The following is a 16793-nucleotide window of genomic DNA, read 5'->3' as shown; positions in this document are numbered from 1 at the left end:
GCACACCTGCATACCCGGCCGTTTCCATCCCGGGGACGGAAACGGTCCGGCATGCCGGCAGGCGATTACTGAACGCGCTTTTCGACGGTGATCTGCTCGACCTCGACGCGGCGGTTCGGTTCCAGGCAGTCGATCAGGGCCTTGCGCTGCTTCTGGTTGCACTGGACCAGCGGGTTGGCTTCGCCTTTGCCGTAGGCTTTCAGGCGGTTGCTGTCGATGCCCTTGCTGACCAGGTAGTCGCGCACGGCGTTGGCGCGGCGCTCCGACAGCTTCAGGTTGTACTTTTCCGAACCCAGGCGGTCGGTGTAGCCGGTGATGTCGACGTCGGTGACGCTCGGATCAGCCTGCAGTGCGGCGGCGATTTCGTCCAGCTTCGGCGACGGCATGATGATGTCGGCCTTGTCGAACTCGAACAGCTTGGTCGCTTCCAGGGTGACTTTCTCGAAGCGCGGCGGCGGAGCGACCGGAGCCGGTGCCGGAGCTGGCGCCGGTGCCGGTTCAGCAACCGGAGCCGGGGCCGGGGCGGCCACGACCGGTGCCGGCGGCGGGTTGAACGCGTAGTTCAGGCCGATGGTCAGGTATTTGTTGTTGCTGCGGCGGAAGCCGAACTGCTCGTGGTCACGCAGGAAGCCACGCACGGCGCGCAGGTCGGCCTGCAGCGACCACTGGTCGGTCAGCGATGCCTGGAAGCCCAGGCCGGCGGTGGCGTACGGCGAATTCTTGCCGACGTTGCGCAGCGGGTTCTGCACCTTGTCGCGTTCGACGCCCAGGCCCAGCAGCACGAACGGACGGAAGCGATCGCGCGAGAACATCAGCAGGGCATCAGCGCCCAGCAGGGTCTGGCGGTAACGGGCAGGGCCGTCTTCGAAACGGACCTGGCTGCCACCAAACTGGATGTCCCACATCGGCGACACGGCCTTGCCGAACTTCAGGCCGCCGCCCCAGTCACGGTCGCTCGTGCCAAAACGGCCGTCCGGCTTGGCATGAATGACGCTCGGCTGGATATACCACGATGGATTGATTGGCGTCGTTTCTTGGGCCATGGTGGTGCCAGCCGCGCACAGGATGGCGGCGGCCAGGGCGATCTTCTTCGTATTATTCACAGGTTACTCCCATAAGGTGAAGGGTTGTTGACATCGCATGCCTTGACACAGATGTTGGATAAAGAATAACAGTGCAAGTTCCATGCTCTCGGTGCGGTACCGCACCCAGCGAGGATGTCCTGTGCAATTTTACAACAGTGGCAGATTTACCACAGGACTCAAGCGTGCGCCCCATCCTGGTTCATTATGCAGATTGCATTGCGCATGTATTGACGCGTTCGGCAAGCGCGATTGTCAAAAATGCTTGCAGGAACGTACTTGAATGTTGGATGGCGCACAGACCGGGGTGTCTGACGCAGGCAATCTTGAGGCTAGTTAAGCGGAACCCGAGGTGTTGTCAGGGTGTCAAACGGCACACAGCGACCCGGACCACACAGTCTCACTCTATAACGGAGCTCACCAATATGCATGCAACGACCCATCACAACGCGGTGCAAGGCGACATCGGCGCGGTGCACACTTCCAGCAACTCTGCGCTGATCGAACGCGTTCCCCCGCAACCGACCGAACGCGCGCCGATTTCGCTGGCGCCGATCGAACGCGTCCGTTCGACGTCGGCCACCCAGCGCCGGATCGAAAACATGCAAAAGCTGATCAACGAACTGTCGACCCACGAAATGCTGGCCGACGAAATCGCATGGTTCCTGAAATTTTCGCCGTCGGGCGCACGCAAGTACATCCGTGACCTGCGCGAAGCCGGCGTCATCGAACTGGCACGCTACATCGAAGGCACCGCCACCTACCTGGGCAAGGCCGTGTACCAGATCTGCCCGGACCAGGACCGCGTCAAGGCCTTCCTGGCCGCGATCTGCCAGCCGAAGCGCGAAGGCGCCGCCCCGCGCAAGGAGCGTCCGGGCCTGCGCGAGCAGAACATGGCCGGCAGCGGCCGCCATTTCCACATCCTGGCGGACGATACCCATTATGCGATTCGCGTGAACCGCAGCCCGGTCACCCGCGATCCGCTGGTCGCCGCACTGTTCGGCCCGGCCCCGAGCCAGACCGCCAAGGAACGCGCCTGAAGGTGCGTCCCGGCCAGCCGCGGTAGAGACCCGCGGCCCGGCCGGTCCAGACGATCGCTGTCGTCATTTCAGCCGCGCCCCGTGCGCGGCTTTGTTTTTTTTCAGCTGAACAATTATTTGTCATGGACGCGTTGAAATACGGTCAATAGTCCCTACCTCCCTCCCAATGCGGCCGAGGCTGCCGCCACTACAGGAAAGGAAGACCGATGCCAACCAGCGCCACATTACCAACCGCCGAGGCCCTGCAGGGCAGGCCGGTCCCCCAGGTGACCTTCAAGGCCCGCGTGGACGACCAGTGGCGGGACCTCAGCACGGACGAGCTGTTCAAGGGCAAGACCGTGGTCGTGTTCTCGCTGCCGGGCGCCTTCACCCCGACCTGCTCCTCGACCCACCTGCCGCGCTACAACGAGCTGGCGCCGGTGCTGCGCCAGAACGGCGTCGACGACATCCTGTGCATTTCGGTGAACGACGCCTTTGTCATGAACCAGTGGCAGGCGGGGCAGGATGCCGCCAACATCACGGTTGTCCCGGACGGGAACGGCGACTTCACCGAAGGCATGGGGATGCTGGTCGACAAGCGCGAGCTCGGCTTCGGCAAGCGTTCCTGGCGCTACTCGATGCTGGTCAAGGACGGCGTGATCGACAAAATCTTCATCGAGCCTGATCGCGAAGGCGACCCGTTCGAGGTTTCCGACGCCGATACGATGCTGAGCCATATCAACCCGAACGCGAAGATTCCCGAGCCTGTCGTCATGTTCTCGCGTCCCGGTTGCCCGCATTGTGCGCGCGCCAAGGCCGCTTTGCGCGAGAATGACATCGTCTTCACGGACATTTCGGAAGACCAGAAAATCACGACCAGCGTCCTGCGCGGCGTGACGGGGCGCCTCACCTGGCCGCAGGTATTCATCGGCGGCAGGCTGATCGGCGGCGCCGACGAGGTGCAGGCCTGGGTCGCCTCGATCCGGGAAGCCTGATATGGAAGGGTTTGTTGCCGGCCTGCTGGCGGCCGGATTGCTGGCGGCCTGGCTGCTGCCCAAGTGGCGCCTGCGCCGGGCCCTGGCACGTCCGCTTGCCCCGGATCTGGTCGCCATCCTCGAACGCAACCTGGCCCAGTACGCCGGCATGGAGCCGGGCGAGCGGCAGCGCCTGCAGCGCCTGGTCCAGCAGTTCCTGCACGAAAAATCCTTTGTCGGCTGCGCCGGTCTCGAGATCACCGACGAGATGCGCGTGACCATCGCAGGCCAGGCCTGCATGCTGGTACTGGGACGGGCCGGCGACGAGGTCCCGGCGCTCGTCTACCCCTCGCTGCACGCGGTGCTGGTCTATCCCGGCGCCTTCCTGGTGCCGCGCCGCGAAGTGGACGTCGCCGGCGTCGTCACCGAGCAGCGCCAGGACTTGCTGGGCGAATCCTGGGGCGACGGCCGCGTGATCCTGTCCTGGGACCACGTGCGCCGGGCCGGGATGGAGGACAGCTCTCACAACGTCGTGCTGCACGAGTTCGCCCACCAGCTCGATAGCGAATCGGGCAGCACCAATGGCGCCCCCTACCTGGGGAGCACGGCGCGCTACCGCAGCTGGTCCGAAGTCCTGTCGCGCAACTTTGCCGAGCTGCGGCGTGACGCGATGTGGGGACAGCGGGGCGTGCTCGACCACTACGGCGCCAGCAGCCCGGCCGAGTTCTTTGCGGTGGCCACTGAGAGCTTCTTCGAGCAGCCCTGGGAGCTGGCCGCGCGCCACCCCGACCTGTACGAGGAATTCCTGAAGTATTTCCGAGTCGACCCGCGCAACTGGATGGCCGAACCCCAGCCGGTGTTCGACGAGCCCTTCGGGGGCCAGGTGGTCTACGGACAATGGCGTTGAGCCGCCCTGGGCCTGCGGCAGGCTGCGTGCGCCTCCGTACAGAGCAATACACGGGTGGCGGGCATAGTTGAGCAAACAACAACCCAGGAGAGATCCTATGTCCACAATCATTGCAGGGCGTTTCCAGCTTCAGGATGAAGTCGACCGCGCGCGCCGCGCGCTGCTCGACGCGGGCTTCGATGAGGGTCGGATCAGCGGCTTCTACCTGACCCAGCCCGGCCAGCACGACCAGACCCCGATCGGCGGCGACCATCTGCAGTCGCCCGGCGCCAAGGAAACGCCGCAGGGCGTGGTGCAGGGTGTGGCCACCGGCGGCGCGGTGGGCGCGGCCATCGGCGCCGCCACCTCACCGGTCACCGGGCCGCTGGGTCCGGTCGTCGGCGGCCTGGTGGGCGGCCACGTCGGCTCGCTGTTCAGCTTTTCCAAGATGAAGGAACGGGGCGAGTCGGAAGCAGGCAGCAGCGAGAACCGCGTGCCGCCGCGCGAAGCGGGGATGCTGGTGGCCGTCGCTTTCGATGACGCCGGCATGGCCGACCGGGCGGTCGACGTACTGCGCCAGCTGGGCGCCCACCATATCGAACGCGCCGAAGGCAATATCGTCGATGGCGATTGGGCCGACTTTGATCCTGCCAGCCGCCCCGAGCTGATCAACTGATTCGCTTTAGGCCGGCTTCGCCGGGGGCTTGGGCTTGAGCGCGTCCAGCGCCTTGCCGTGCTTGTCGATCTTCTCGATCGCCGCCAGGATGGTCACCGGCTGGCCGGTTGCGGCTGCGCCGGCCAGGGCCAGCAGGCCGCCGACCAGGCCGGTCACTTCGCCGATGACGCCGATTTTCCGGATCTTCTCGGCCGCATCGGCGGTGAGCTTGACCAGGTTGGCCTGCGGCTTGCCCAATCCCTTGACGATGAAGGCGGCCGCGTCCGCGTACAGGCTGTTGGCCCGCTGGCGCAGCAGGACCTCGTCGTCGAACAGGGCGCGCGCGCTGTCCTGCACCTTTTCGGGTACCGGCCCGCCCCCATAGCTGCGGATTTCCTTCATCACCCGCTCGTGGATCTCGTCGGCGCACTTCGAGAGCTGGTCGGCCAGTTCCGCAATCTTGTCGGGGCTGGACAGGGCGGCGCCGGGCGGCGGCGGGGCATCCGCGGCGGCGCTGCTGGCGGGGTTCTGGGTAGTAGTCATGTGTTCTCCTGGGGTCGCCTCAGTCACCGGACAGGCCGTCGCGGATGGTGCGCAGGTCGCGTCCGTAGGTGGCCAGCAGGCGGCGCACTTCCGCTTCCGACAGCTTGCCGAGGTTCTCGCGCATCTTCTGGTGCCCGAGCGCCACCTTGGTCAGGCCCTGCAGGGCCAGTTCGTAGCGGCGGTCGACGAGCTTGTATTCGGTGGCCTTGTTCAGGTAATGCACCTTGGCCAGGGTTACCAGCATGCGGTCGGAGTTGCGCGTCGAAAAGGGGATCTCGACGTCGAAGATGCCGAGGATCGTCTTCTTCTCATTCTCGTTGGTCTTGTAGTAGAGGCGGGTGAGCGAGATCATGGCATCCAGCAGCGCCTGCACGTCCGCGTCGCCGTCGCGCACCATGGTTTCCACGCTGCGGTTCTGGTAGCCGGAGGCGATCACGCGCGTCAGCAGCCGGCTCATGCCGGTATAGGCGGTGATGTGGCGCTGGGTTAGGCCCGATTCGGTATTCGCCTTCAAACCGTTGCCGAGGTCGTCGATCCGCTCGGACAGGTCGTACCTGGCGTCGCCGGCCAGCAGGCTCAGGGTCTGCATGTACAGCACCAGCGTCTTCTGGATCGCCATGAAGTCTTCGAAAACGGCGCGGCGCCTGGCGTCGTTTTCGCGCGCGAGCTTGTCGGCGGCCGGGGACAGGTAGGGCTGCTCGCGCTCGTAGGTGTCGCGGTAGCGCCGCGCCAGTTCGGCGTAGCCGCCCAGGCGCGCCGAGGCGTCGGCGAATTCGCGCACCTCCTGCAGGCTGACCGGCCCGCCCCCGGTGGTGCCGCAGCCGCCCAGCAGCAGGGCGAAGGAAAGAAACAGGCGGATCGAAAGATGTCGCAGCATGTCGGGACCTCCCTGGCCGCGGCGCAGCCGGAAAGATCCCATTGTTTCAAACTCCGTTTCGTGAAGTCTTGCTGGCGCTCAAGTTCTCGCAGGAATCGAGCTCATGGTGGCTCAGGCGACTTTCGTGCGATCGAAGTGCGGGTTCTGGATCACACCGAACAGGTTGCCGTAGGGGTCGCGCACGGTGGCGACGCGGATGCCGCCGCCCACGTCTTCCACCGGCGCATGCACTTCGGCGCCCAGGCTGCTCAGGCGCGCCACTTCGGCGTCGATGTCTTCCGTGCCCCAGTATGCGGTGGCGCCGGTGCTGCCGGGCTGGCCGTCCGGGATCAGGCCCAGCTCGAAACCGCCGACCTCGAAGCCGACATAGAAGGCTTCGTTGAAGTAGGGCGCGCGGCCGAGGACCTGTTCATACCAGGCCTTCGCTTCGGCCAGGTTGGTGACGGGGTAAATGACTGTGCGTAATCCCTGGATCATCATGGTTCCTCGGCTGGGTGGAGCGCTGATGTTGCACGAACGATCAGGCCTTGTCCAGCCAAGCCGCATAGGCCTTGCGTTCTTCCTCCAGCCAGGCCAGCGAGGCGCCGGTGTCGCCCAGCGGCGCATATTCGCAGCCGACCCAGCCCTCGTAACCGAGCTCGTCCAGCAGCCGGAACAGGTAGGGGAAACAGATCTCGCCGGTGCCCGGCTGGTGGCGGCCTGGCACGTCGGCCAGCTGGATGTGGCGGATCAGGGGCAGCTGGTGGCGGATGGTCTCGGCTAGTTCGCCCTCCATGCGCTGCATGTGGTAGATGTCGTACTGCAGGAACAGGTTGGGCGCGCCGACTTCCGCGATGACGGCGGCGGCCTGGCGCGTGCCGGTGAGGAAGTAGCCGGGCATGTCGCGGTCGTTGATCGGCTCGATCAGCAGCGCGATGCCGTGTTCGGCGCAGCGCGCCGCGGCGTGGCGCAGGTTGGCGACATAGGTCGCGTGGGCGCGCTCGTGGGGGAGGTTCGGCGGCAGCTTGCCGGCCAGGCAATGCAGGCGGCGCACGCCGAGCTCTAGCGCATAGTCGAGCGCAAGGCCGACGCCGTCCTCGAACTCGGCAGTGCGGCGCGGGTCGCAAGCCAGGCCGCGCTCGCCTGCGGCCCAGTCGCCGGCCGGCAGGTTGTGCAGCACCAGCTCCAGATCGTAGCACCGTAGGCGGGCCGCGATCTGTTCCGGCTCGAAGGCATAGGGAAAGAGGAACTCGACCGCATCGAAGCCGGCGGCGCGTGCGCAGGCGAAGCGGTCGAGGAAGGGCACTTCGTTGAACATCAGGCTCAGGTTGGCAGCAAACTTCGGCATTCCGGATCGATATGGGTGAGCGATCCGGCCATCTTAGCCGATCCTGGCATCAAACCCCGGGACTGGCCCCACCTGGGCGTCGACCAAGGTGGACATCGGCGTGAACAGCCAGGCCAGCAGGGCCGCGACCAGCAGGAACAGTCCGGCGCCCGCGAACAGCACGCCCAGGCTGACCAGGCTGGCGAGCCAGCCGGCGCCGGCCGCGCCCAGCGGCGCCAGGCCCATGAAGACGAACATGAAGATGCCCATCATCCGGCCCAGCATGGCTTGCGGCACGCATTGCTGGATCCAGGTGAACACCGCCACCTGCACGAAGCCGCCCAGCACCCCGATCGCCAGGAGCAGCAGCATGCCCTGCCAGCCCTGGGTGACCAGGCCCATCGGCAGCAGCAACAGGCCGACCAGGCCGTCCACCAGCAGCAGGGTAATGCCGAGGTTGACGACGCGGCGCTTGCCCAGCATGCTGGACGCCGCCATGCCGGCCAGCGAGCCGGCGCCGTGCGCGCCCATCAAGAGGGCCAGGGCGGAAGCGCCGTGCAGGCGTTCGCTGGCCAGCAGCGGCAGGGCGACCTGCATTACGCTGCCGACCACGCAGGCGCACAGGCCCCAGTAGAGAAAGGCCGCGCGCAGGTTCGGGCTGCGCCATACGGTCGCCAGGCCCGCGCGGACGGCGCGCAGCACCGGCTCTTGCACCTTGTCCGGCTGCGCCGCCATCAAGGGCTTGACCCTGGACAGGGTCCAGGCCGAGATCGCATAGGTGGCGCAGTCGACCGCGAAGGCCAGGCCCAGGCCGCGTGCATCCTGCATCCCGGCGCTGCCGTCGCCGCCCAGAGCGAACAGCAGGCCGGCCAGCAGCGGCCCGGCCAGCATGGTGAGCTGGCGCATTGCCATCATGGCGCCGTTGGCGGCGGCCAGGTGCTGGGGCGCGACCGCGTGCGGCAGCATCGAGGTGCCGGCCGGAATGCTGAAGGCCGAGGCCAGGCTCAGGCCGACCGCCAGCAGCGCCACCGGCAACAGCGTGGCGGTGCCGCTCAGCACCAGCGCGGCCAGGATGGCCAGCAGCGCCGTGTTCACGTGCTTGGTGAGCATCAGCACGCTCTTGGGCGAGTAGCGGTCGACCACGGCGCCGCCGAACAGGATCAGGATCGCGCGTGGGACGCCCATGATGGCAACCATCATGCCGAGCGCCAGCGGGTCCCCGGTCAGCTGCAGCACCAGCCAGGGCAGGGCAATCAGGGTGAACTGGTCGCCGAGGGCGGAAATGACGCCGCCGCTCATCAGCCAGGTGAAATTCGGGTCGCGCCGCAGCGCACTGGTGTTGTTCATGTTCTTGTCGTCTCCATGTCGCTTGCCGGCGGCAGGCGCGAGCGCGCCCCTTGCCAACGGCAATCAATGCAGCCGTGGCTGCCGGGGTCTTACTTGTCGCCGCTGAGCTGGGCGAACAGGCTGGATGTGTCCTCGATCCGGGCGCGCGCGGGTGCGCCCAGCAGCATGCGGCTGACGTTGTCCACCACCACGCTTGCGTTCGTCACCAGCTCGCTGCCGGTGGGCGTGATGATCGCGTAGCCGACGCGGGCGTCGCGCGGATCGCTCTGGCGGCCGACCAGGCCGATTTTTTCCAGCGGCAGCAGCGAACGGGTGACGCCGGAGGCGGTGAGTCCCAGCTTTTCCGCCAGGTCGACCCGGCGCAGGCGCCCGCCCGGCGCCCGCTGCAGGCTGAGCAGCAACTGATAGTCGGCAAAACTGATCCCGTGGTGGGCGCCAAGGGCGCTGTCAAGACGCCGCGACACGGTCGCCCATGCGCGCGCCATGCGCAGGCAGAACTCGCTGGTCGGACTGTCGAGCACTCCGCCGCTGTCGCCGGTGCCATCGTTCATGTCGGTCATGCTCACTCCTTGAGAGATAGTTGATCACTCAAATATATACTGAATATCGACACTTGGCAACTCTTTGAGTAATCAAGTATCGAGATAAAAAAAGGGCCAGGGTGCAATCACAGGAAATCTAACAAGCTTTCCCGTACCTTGCACGCTGACCCTTGGGGCGGGCAGGTATCTGCCCGGAGCTGTCGCTTAGCGGTCGCGGCCGCCCTGGCGTGGGGCGGAGCCGGAGCGCGGGCCGCGGTTGGCGCTGTTGCCGTTGCGGTTGCCGCCGTTGCCAGCCGCCGGACGGCCGCCGTTGCCGTTGCCGGCGCCGGCAGCGCGCGGCTGGCCGTTGCCGCCACGGCTGCCGCCGGGACGGCCGCGGTTCGGGTGGCCCGGGGCGCCGCTGCGCAGTTGGATCGGTTGCGCCTTCGCAGTCGGGTCCGGCTCGAAGCCCGGGATCACCTGGCGCGGCAGGGTCTGCTTGATCAGTTTTTCGATGTCCTTCAGCATCTGGTGCTCGTCCACGCACACCAGCGACACGGCTTCACCGGTCGCGCCGGCGCGGCCGGTACGGCCGATGCGGTGCACGTAGTCTTCCGGCACATTCGGCAGGTCGTAGTTCACCACGTGCGGCAGCTGGTCGATGTCGATGCCGCGCGCCGCGATGTCGGTTGCCACCAGCACCTGCAGGCTGCCGTCCTTGAACTCGGCCAGCGCCTTGGTGCGCGCCGACTGGCTCTTGTTGCCGTGGATCGCCATCGCACCGATGCCGTCACGGCCCAGCTGTTCCACCAGCTTGTTGGCGCCGTGCTTGGTGCGGGTGAACACCAGCACCTGGTGCCAGTTGTTTTCCTTGATCAGGTGCGACAGCATCGGGTGCTTCTTGTCGCGATCGACCGGGTGGATCTTTTGCGCGATCACTTCCACGGTCGAGTTGCGGCGCGCCACTTCGATCGATTGCGGGTTGTTCAGCAGCTTGTCGGCCAGCGCCTTGATGTCGTCCGAGAAAGTGGCCGAGAACAGCAGGTTCTGGCGCTTCGGCGGCAGCAGGGCCAGCACCTTCTTGATGTCGTGGATGAAGCCCATGTCCAGCATGCGGTCGGCTTCGTCCAGGATCAGGATGTCGATCTGCGACAGGTCGACGGTACGCTGGCCGGCATGGTCCAGTAGGCGGCCAGGGGTGGCGACCAGGATGTCGACGCCTTGCTTGAGCAACTTGATCTGCGGGTTGATGCCGACGCCGCCGAAGATCACGGCCGAATTCAGGTTGGTGTACTTGCCGTACAGGCGCACGCTTTCCTCGACCTGGGCCGCGAGCTCGCGGGTCGGGGTCAGTACCAGGGCGCGGATGGCGCGCGGTGCGGTCTTGTTCTTCAGGGTGCTGCCGACCTTGTCGGTCGAGAGCAGCTGCAGGATCGGCAGGGTGAAGCCTGCGGTCTTGCCTGTACCGGTCTGGGCGCCGGCCAGCAGGTCGCCGCCATTCAGGACCATCGGAATCGCCTGGGCCTGGATCGGGGTCGGATTGGTGTAGCCTTGTTCAGTTACCGCGCGTACGATCGCGTCGGACAAACCGAGAGTAGAAAAGGACATAAATTCTCAATAAAGGTCGGCCCGTCGCCAAAAAGTGGCGCCAGTCCAGGAACATCGGATTAGTCATGCAGGCTCGGCTCCGATGAGGGAGCCGCTACCCGGGCGCTGTCGCCCACAAGGCGCACAGCCGGGATTATAGAGGAGTTTGTTTCTCTATGGAAAGTTTATGACCGGGACCTTCCAGCTGGTGACGCGGGCAAGGGTCTCTAAAACGCCTCGCCCGGAAGCACGGGGTGTATTTTACGCGAAATCGCGCAGTCCAGCCTTAGAGCGCCTGACAAAACCCCCAGGGCAAGGCGCATCGTCGAAGACAATACGCTAGTACGGCGAGACGATGCAACGCAGCCATGGGGGGAATTGTTAGGTGCTCTTAAGCGAAAGCGGCGAGCAGCGGCACCATGGCGCCAAACACCTTCGGGCCGGCGGCGATGATGTCGCCCTTGTGCAGGTATTCCGATTCGCCGTTGAACTCGCCGACGATGCCGCCCGCTTCGGTCACCAGCAGGGCGCCCGCCGCGATGTCCCACACCTTCAGGCCCTTTTCGTAGTAGCCGTCGATGCGGCCTGCGGCCACGTTCGCGAGTTCCAGGGCGGCCGAGCCGCCGCTGCGCACGCCGTGGCAGCGCGAGGCGACGACTTCGTACATGCGCAGGTATTCGGCCAGCGCGCGCGGATCGGCGCCGTGGCCCGAGGACAGCAGGGCCTTGCCGATGCGATCCTTGCTGCTCACGCGGATGCGCTTGTCGTTCAGGTAGGCGCCGGCGCCCTTGGTGGCGGTAAACAGGTCGTTACGCACCGGGTCGTAGACCAGGGCATTGGTGATCACGCCTTTCTGTTGCAGGGCGATCGAGATGCAGTAGTTGGGGTAGCCGTGCAGGAAGTTGGTGGTGCCGTCGATCGGGTCGATGATCCACACGTTTTCGCTCTCGTCATTCAGGTTCTTCGAGGCGCCGCTTTCCTCGGCCAGGATGGCGTGGTCAGGGTAGGCCTTCAGCAGCGTTTCCACGATCGCCTGTTCCGACGCCTGGTCGATGTCGGTGACGAAATCGTTGTGATTTTTTTCAGAAATGGTAATGCGATCGAGGTCGAAGGACGCGCGGTTGATGACGGTGGCGGCGCGGCGAGCGGCCTTGACGGCCGTGTTGAGCATTGGGTGCATAAGGCTTTCCGTGGAAAAAACGCGAACGCCCACCACGCATCAAAGCGCCGTGAACGGTCTGCTGAATAGAGAATGACAAAGAGCAAAGCGGTGCCGAACCCGTTACAATCCGGGACTTTCCAGCCCCGAATTACAACAGCCCGCACCGCGCGTTGGCGCTATTTTAAATGAACCCGACCGAAATCAACACATCTCTCTTCAAACGGCTTCGATTTGTGCTCGTCGAAACCAGCCGGGCCGGCAATGTGGGCTCGGTGGCGCGCGCCATGAAGACGATGGGATTTTCTGACCTGGTGCTGGTCGCGCCGCGCTGCGCCGACCCCTTGACGGACGCGGAAGCGGTGGCCTTTGCCAGCGGAGCCGGCGACGTGCTCACCAAGGCGCGCATCGTGGGCAGCGTCCAGGAAGCGCTCGAGGGCTGCAATTTCGCCGCCGCGGTGTCGGCGCGCCTGCGCGAGTTCTCGCCGCCGGTGTGGACCCCGCGCGCCTTTGCCAGCCACGCGGCGGGGCAGGCCGAGCTGCGTCCCGCGCTGATCCTCGGCAACGAACGGGTCGGACTGCCGAACGAGATCGTCGAGGGTTGCAACGTCCTGATCAACATCCCGTCGAATCCCGACTACTCCTCGCTCAACCTGTCGCAGGCGGCCCAGGTGCTGGCCTATGAGGCGCGGCTGGCCGCCAGCGGCGACACGGTCGAGGACCGCGGCGTCGGTTTCCACGGCGACGCCGCCAGCGTGACCCAGATCGACGGCATGTATGCGCACCTGGAAGAAGCCTTGGTGGCGATCGGTTTCCTGAATGCGAACAATCCGAAGAAGCTGATGCCGCGCCTGAAACGCCTGTTCTCGCGCACCGGGCTCGAAACCGAAGAAGTGAACATCCTGCGCGGGATTGCGCGCGCCATCCTCGAGCGCGCGCCCAAGGCATAAGCTTGCGGGTTTCTTAGGGCGTCGGCAGGCCGTAGCGCAGGCGCATCGCGTCGACGTAGCGGTGGCGCGAGCTGCGCGCCCGTTCGTGCGGTGCGAAAGGCGTACTGGCGCGGTCGAGGAGGTCGACGGCTTGGCGCAGGCGCCTGCGGTCCGGCTGTGCATTGTCAATCGCCGTCAGTTTTTTGATCACACAGATCGCCAGCTCCTTGGCCGCGATATCTTCCGGCAGGCCGGAGCGCGTGCACAGGCCATAGGTCCCGGCCAGGAAGTGGCCCCATTCGTCGCGCAGGTGCGCGTCGAGGCCGTCGCCAAGCGTCGGGTCGGTCGTTGTTAGCGGCAGAGAGGCCAGTGCAGTGCGGTAGCGCCGCGCGAAGATAGTGAACGGGTCTTCTGCCGTCGCTTCCAGTACGCCGATCCACGAGGGATAGCCGGTGGCGTAATACTCGGCGCTGGCCTCTTCGTCATGCTCGCCGAAAAAGGACGCGCAGCGCAGGTCGAGCCGGATGCGGTAGGACGGCCGCGGCATGCCGCCACCCTCGGTGAGGGCGTCGAGCCGCGCAGAGGTGATGCCGCTGGCCGCCAGCAGCTGGGCGCGGGTGAGGAAGTGTTGTTTGAGGTAGTCGAGGAGTTCCATGCCGGGCATGCTACCCACTCGAGCCGGTGGAATGCTTCGGCCAGGATCGAAGCTTTCGGTATGGGCGAAGAGCGGAGGCGCTGCCTAGACTGCTTCCTCTAGTTTCACGCTCGGACGTGAATTTCCTTTGGCGTACACTAGGAAAAACACAAAAGGCAGCACATGGGGACATCACGACGGACTTTCCTGAAAGCCGGTGGCCTGGGCGCGCTCGCGCTGGCGGCCGGCGGCGCGCTGTACCGCGCTACGCATACGGCGCCACCGCACCACTTTGCGCTCGATGGCGAAGCGCGCGCGGCCTTGCACGCGATCGCGCCTGCGATCCTCGCGGGCGCGCTGCCGGGCGGCGGCGGACGTGCAGCGGCGCTGAACAGCTCCATTGAGGGCGTGCACGCGGCCATCCTTGGCCTGCCGCCCGTCACCCAGAAGGAAGTACAGGACCTGTTCGGCCTGCTCGCGCTGGCGCCGGCGCGGCGTCTGCTCACCGGCGTGTCCGGCGGCTGGGCTGAAGCGCGCGTGGAAGACGTGAACGCCTTCCTGCAGGACTGGCGCCTGCACCGCCTGGGCCTCTTGCGCAGCGCCTACCACGCGCTGCACGACCTGGTGCTGGGCGCCTGGTACGCGCAGCCGGCCAGCTGGGCCGCCACCGGTTATCCGGGACCGATGAAGGAGCTGTCGTGAGCACACCCATCATTCCGGACCCGATCCACGCCGGCATCGCCAAGGGCTGGAAGATCATCGATGCCGCCACGCTTACCAAGGACCGCACGCTGGAAGCCGACGTCGTCATCGTCGGCAGCGGTGCCGGCGGCGGTGTCACGGCCGAGATCCTGGCGCGCTCCGGCCTGTCCGTGATCGTGGTGGAAGAGGGCGCGCTGAAATCCTCGAGCGACTTCAAGATGCGCGAGGCCGAGGCCTATCCCGGGCTGTACCAGGAGTCGGCCGCGCGCAAGACGGCGGACAAGGGAATCAACATCCTGCAGGGCCGCACCGTGGGCGGCTCCACCACCGTCAACTGGACCTCAAGCTTTCGCACGCCGCCCGCCACGCTCGACTGGTGGCGCCGTCACTATGCGCTCCCTGACGCAAGCCCCGAGGCGATGGCGCCCTGGTTCGCGATGATGGAAGCACGCCTGCAGATCGCCGACTGGCCAGGGGCGCCCAACGAGAACAACGACATCCTGCGCCGCGGCGCCGGCAAGCTGGGCATCCCAACAGGCCTGATCCGGCGTAACGTCAAGGGCTGCTGGAACCTGGGCTATTGCGGCATGGGCTGTCCGACCAATGCCAAGCAGTCGATGCTGGTGACCACCATCCCGGCCGCGCTGGAGCATGGCGCGACTTTGGTCACGCGCGCCCGCGCCGAACGCTTCGTGTTCCAGGGCGAGCGCGCCGACGAGCTGCTGTGCCAGGGGCTCGATGCGGCCGGCGTTCATCCGAACGGCCGCAGTCTGCGCCTGCGCGCGCGCCACTACGTCGTGGCGGGCGGCGCCATCAACTCGCCGGCGCTGCTGCTGCGCTCCGATGCACCCGACCCCAGCGGCCAATTGGGCCGGCGCACCTTCCTGCACCCGACCGTGATCTCGGCCGCGTTCTTCCCGCAGCGGGTGGAGGCCTGGGCCGGGGCGCCGCAGACGGTCTATTCCGACCACTTCCTGGCCGGTGCGCCGGACGGCCCGATGGGCTACAAGCTGGAAGCGCCGCCGCTGCACCCGCTGCTGCTGGCCACCACCATGAACGGCTTCGGCGAGACTCACGCACAGATGATGCGTGACTTCCCCCACCTGCACGGCATGCTGGCGCTGCTGCGCGACGGCTTCCACGAGGATGCGCCTGGTGGCAGCGTGCGCCTGCGCGGCGACGGCGGTCCGGAGCTCGACTATCCCTTGACGGACTACCTGTGGGACGGCGCGCGCCGCGCCTTGCTTTCCATGGCCGAGATCCAGTTCGCGGCGGGTGCGACGGGCGTGCAGCCGGCCCACGAGATCGCGCGCCGCTATGACAGCTGGCGGGAAGCGAAGGCCGCGATCGCGGCGCTGCCGCAGGGCCTGCAGCTCACGCGCGTGGCCTCGGCCCACGTGATGGGCGGCTGCGCGATGTCGGGCGACGAGCGCCTCGGCGTAGTCGCGCCCGACGGGCGTTACCGCGGCCTGTCCAATGTGTCCGTGCATGACGGCTCGCTGTTCCCGACCTCGCTCGGCGCCAATCCGCAGCTGTCGATCTACGGCTTCACGGCCAGGCTGGCCAGCGGCCTGGCGGCCTCACTCACGGGACGGCCGGCGGCCCGGCTGGCGGCATGAGCGCGCGCCGCCTGCTCCAGCTAATCCTGCTCGTGCAGGCGCTTGCGGCCCTCGGCATCGGCCTGGCCGCAGTGCAGATCTTTGGCGCCAGCCGCTGGCAGGGCCTGGCCGCGGGCCTGGGCAGCGTGGTGCTGGTACGCCTGTGCATCAACGCCAACAACTTCCTGATGAGCGCACGCTTTGCCAGTCCGACGCCCGAGGAATACCGGGTCCGGGGCCTGGGCGCGCGCCTGCGCCTGTTCTGGGAAGAGTTCAGCGCCAGCATGCTGCAGTCTTCCTGGACCATGCCGCGCGCCAGCGCCTGCACCCGCATCCATCCCGCTTCAAACGCGCCACCGGTCCTGCTGCTGCACGGCTACGGCTGCAACAGCGGCTACTGGTCGCAGCTGCTGCCGCGCCTGGACGCCGCCGGCATCAGCCACGCGACGGTCGACCTCGAGCCCCTGATGGGCGACATCGACGGCTACGCGCCACTGGTCGAGCGCGCGGTGGACGCCCTGCTTGCGGCCACCGGCGCCAGCAGGGTCGTGATCGTCGCGCACAGCATGGGCGGGCTGGTGGCGCGCGCCTGGATGCGCGCCTGCGGCACCGGCAAGGTCGCACGCGTGATCACGCTCGGCACCCCGCACCACGGCACCTGCCTGGCCGCCTTCGGCCTGGGCCTGAATGCCGCCCAGATGAGAAGGACCCTGCGCGACGAGCCGCCCGAATGCGCCTGGCTGCGCCGTCTGGCGCAGGGTGAGGATGCGGCGGCGCGCGCCCTGGTCACCTCGATCTTCTCGCACCAGGACAACATCATCGCTCCCCAGACCTCGAGCGAGTTGCCGGGTGCACGCAACCTCGCCGTCGGCGGCGTCGGCCACGTGGCGCTCGGCCGCAACCGGCGCGTGCTGGACATCGTGATGGAGGAGCTTGCCGCGGTGCACGGGCAGGGAGAAGCGGTTCATTAGCGT

18 protein-coding genes are annotated in these 16793 nt (G+C 66.6%); 8 read left to right on the top strand and 10 right to left on the bottom strand.

From position 1 onward, the window contains the following. Positions 1–65: 65 nt before the first annotated feature. Complete coding sequence (locus LK542_RS12245; RefSeq protein WP_227812123.1) at positions 66–1103, bottom strand: OmpA family protein; 1038 nt, start codon at positions 1101–1103, stop codon at positions 66–68. A 404-nt stretch (positions 1104–1507) separates the two neighbouring features. Here LK542_RS12245 and LK542_RS12240 point away from each other — a divergent pair, with 404 nt between their 5' ends. The 4 genes from LK542_RS12240 (at position 1508) to LK542_RS12225 (ending at position 4637) form a co-directional block, all read left to right on the top strand. Beyond that, entirely contained in the window at positions 1508–2122 is a 615-nt protein-coding gene (locus LK542_RS12240) for a winged helix-turn-helix domain-containing protein (protein WP_227800752.1), read from the top strand. Positions 2123–2328: 206 nt separating this feature from the next. Further along, the gene (locus LK542_RS12235) at positions 2329–3096 is read left to right on the top strand and encodes a glutathione peroxidase (protein WP_227812122.1); all 768 of its coding nucleotides are present in this window, start codon (positions 2329–2331) and stop codon (positions 3094–3096) included. Between the two features lies 1 nt (position 3097). Next, entirely contained in the window at positions 3098–3982 is an 885-nt protein-coding gene (locus tag LK542_RS12230) for a zinc-dependent peptidase (RefSeq protein ID WP_227812121.1), read from the top strand. A 97-nt stretch (positions 3983–4079) separates the two neighbouring features. Beyond that, positions 4080–4637 (top strand): glycine zipper domain-containing protein, encoded by a 558-nt coding sequence (locus tag LK542_RS12225; RefSeq protein WP_227800755.1) that lies wholly within the window; start codon positions 4080–4082, stop codon positions 4635–4637. 6 nt (positions 4638–4643) lie between these two features. Here the strand turns inward: LK542_RS12225 and LK542_RS12220 are convergent, their stop codons facing one another. The 8 genes from LK542_RS12220 to LK542_RS12185 form a co-directional block, all read right to left on the bottom strand. Continuing rightward, positions 4644–5159: a hypothetical protein gene (locus tag LK542_RS12220; RefSeq protein ID WP_227812120.1), complete on the bottom strand. Its 516-nt coding sequence runs from the start codon at positions 5157–5159 to the stop codon at positions 4644–4646. A 19-nt stretch (positions 5160–5178) separates the two neighbouring features. After that, positions 5179–6036: a hypothetical protein gene (locus LK542_RS12215; protein ID WP_227812119.1), complete on the bottom strand. Its 858-nt coding sequence runs from the start codon at positions 6034–6036 to the stop codon at positions 5179–5181. 111 nt (positions 6037–6147) lie between these two features. Continuing rightward, complete coding sequence (locus tag LK542_RS12210) at positions 6148–6516, bottom strand: VOC family protein (protein WP_227812118.1); 369 nt, start codon at positions 6514–6516, stop codon at positions 6148–6150. Positions 6517–6556: 40 nt separating this feature from the next. After that, positions 6557–7363, bottom strand: a complete 807-nt coding sequence (gene hyi / locus LK542_RS12205) for a hydroxypyruvate isomerase (protein WP_227812117.1) — start codon at positions 7361–7363, stop codon at positions 6557–6559. Positions 7364–7396: 33 nt separating this feature from the next. Then, the gene (locus LK542_RS12200) at positions 7397–8689 is read right to left on the bottom strand and encodes an MFS transporter (RefSeq protein ID WP_227812116.1); all 1293 of its coding nucleotides are present in this window, start codon (positions 8687–8689) and stop codon (positions 7397–7399) included. Positions 8690–8778: 89 nt separating this feature from the next. Then, complete coding sequence (locus tag LK542_RS12195; RefSeq protein WP_307728964.1) at positions 8779–9249, bottom strand: MarR family winged helix-turn-helix transcriptional regulator; 471 nt, start codon at positions 9247–9249, stop codon at positions 8779–8781. A gap of 186 nt (positions 9250–9435) precedes the next feature. Next, a complete protein-coding gene (locus LK542_RS12190; protein WP_227812115.1) occupies positions 9436–10818 on the bottom strand; it encodes a DEAD/DEAH box helicase in 1383 nt (460 codons plus the stop codon). Between the two features lie 370 nt (positions 10819–11188). After that, a complete protein-coding gene (locus tag LK542_RS12185) occupies positions 11189–11968 on the bottom strand; it encodes an inositol monophosphatase family protein (RefSeq protein WP_227801135.1) in 780 nt (259 codons plus the stop codon). A gap of 176 nt (positions 11969–12144) precedes the next feature. On the opposite strand from LK542_RS12185, the gene LK542_RS12180 reads away from it, so the two are divergent. Then, the gene (locus LK542_RS12180) at positions 12145–12906 is read left to right on the top strand and encodes an RNA methyltransferase (RefSeq protein WP_227812114.1); all 762 of its coding nucleotides are present in this window, start codon (positions 12145–12147) and stop codon (positions 12904–12906) included. A gap of 13 nt (positions 12907–12919) precedes the next feature. Here the strand turns inward: LK542_RS12180 and LK542_RS12175 are convergent, their stop codons facing one another. Further along, positions 12920–13540, bottom strand: a complete 621-nt coding sequence (locus tag LK542_RS12175; RefSeq protein ID WP_227812113.1) for a DUF6058 family natural product biosynthesis protein — start codon at positions 13538–13540, stop codon at positions 12920–12922. Between the two features lie 162 nt (positions 13541–13702). On the opposite strand from LK542_RS12175, the gene LK542_RS12170 reads away from it, so the two are divergent. Genes LK542_RS12170 through LK542_RS12160 form a run of 3 tightly spaced genes read left to right on the top strand, consistent with a single transcriptional unit; the run spans position 13703 to position 16790 of the window. Next, positions 13703–14221, top strand: coding sequence for a twin-arginine translocation signal domain-containing protein (locus LK542_RS12170; protein ID WP_227812112.1), 519 nt, complete (start codon positions 13703–13705; stop codon positions 14219–14221). Further along, on the top strand, positions 14218–15840 hold the full coding sequence (locus LK542_RS12165) for a GMC family oxidoreductase N-terminal domain-containing protein (RefSeq protein ID WP_227812111.1): 1623 nt from the start codon (positions 14218–14220) through the stop codon (positions 15838–15840). Before LK542_RS12170 ends, LK542_RS12165 begins: the two co-directional genes overlap by 4 nt. Further along, positions 15837–16790, top strand: coding sequence for a triacylglycerol lipase (locus tag LK542_RS12160; RefSeq protein ID WP_227812110.1), 954 nt, complete (start codon positions 15837–15839; stop codon positions 16788–16790). Before LK542_RS12165 ends, LK542_RS12160 begins: the two co-directional genes overlap by 4 nt. The last annotated feature ends 3 nt before the right edge of the window (positions 16791–16793 follow it).

The organism is Massilia sp. IC2-477 (assembly GCF_020707265.1).
Classification (GTDB): domain Bacteria; phylum Pseudomonadota; class Gammaproteobacteria; order Burkholderiales; family Burkholderiaceae_D; genus Telluria.
The sequence above is the reverse complement of the archived record's forward strand: the minus strand, read 5'-3'. Positions and strand labels throughout refer to the sequence as shown.

Bases quoted from the DNA above. Each gene is read 5' to 3' on its own strand.
- LK542_RS12160 (WP_227812110.1), top strand. From the start codon at position 15,837: ATGAGCGCGCGCCGCCTGCTCCAGCTAATCCTGCTCGTGCAGGCGCTT.
- LK542_RS12230 (WP_227812121.1), top strand. From the start codon at position 3,098: ATGGAAGGGTTTGTTGCCGGCCTGCTGGCGGCCGGATTGCTGGCGGCC.
- LK542_RS12180 (WP_227812114.1), top strand. From the start codon at position 12,145: ATGAACCCGACCGAAATCAACACATCTCTCTTCAAACGGCTTCGATTT.
- LK542_RS12210 (WP_227812118.1), bottom strand. From the start codon at position 6,516: ATGATGATCCAGGGATTACGCACAGTCATTTACCCCGTCACCAACCTG.
- LK542_RS12185 (WP_227801135.1), bottom strand. From the start codon at position 11,968: ATGCTCAACACGGCCGTCAAGGCCGCTCGCCGCGCCGCCACCGTCATC.
- LK542_RS12220 (WP_227812120.1), bottom strand. From the start codon at position 5,159: ATGACTACTACCCAGAACCCCGCCAGCAGCGCCGCCGCGGATGCCCCG.
- LK542_RS12215 (WP_227812119.1), bottom strand. From the start codon at position 6,036: ATGCTGCGACATCTTTCGATCCGCCTGTTTCTTTCCTTCGCCCTGCTG.
- LK542_RS12190 (WP_227812115.1), bottom strand. From the start codon at position 10,818: ATGTCCTTTTCTACTCTCGGTTTGTCCGACGCGATCGTACGCGCGGTA.
- LK542_RS12240 (WP_227800752.1), top strand. From the start codon at position 1,508: ATGCATGCAACGACCCATCACAACGCGGTGCAAGGCGACATCGGCGCG.
- LK542_RS12225 (WP_227800755.1), top strand. From the start codon at position 4,080: ATGTCCACAATCATTGCAGGGCGTTTCCAGCTTCAGGATGAAGTCGAC.
- LK542_RS12195 (WP_307728964.1), bottom strand. From the start codon at position 9,249: ATGACCGACATGAACGATGGCACCGGCGACAGCGGCGGAGTGCTCGAC.
- LK542_RS12175 (WP_227812113.1), bottom strand. From the start codon at position 13,540: ATGGAACTCCTCGACTACCTCAAACAACACTTCCTCACCCGCGCCCAG.
- hyi (WP_227812117.1), bottom strand. From the start codon at position 7,363: ATGCCGAAGTTTGCTGCCAACCTGAGCCTGATGTTCAACGAAGTGCCC.
- LK542_RS12200 (WP_227812116.1), bottom strand. From the start codon at position 8,689: ATGAACAACACCAGTGCGCTGCGGCGCGACCCGAATTTCACCTGGCTG.
- LK542_RS12170 (WP_227812112.1), top strand. From the start codon at position 13,703: ATGGGGACATCACGACGGACTTTCCTGAAAGCCGGTGGCCTGGGCGCG.
- LK542_RS12235 (WP_227812122.1), top strand. From the start codon at position 2,329: ATGCCAACCAGCGCCACATTACCAACCGCCGAGGCCCTGCAGGGCAGG.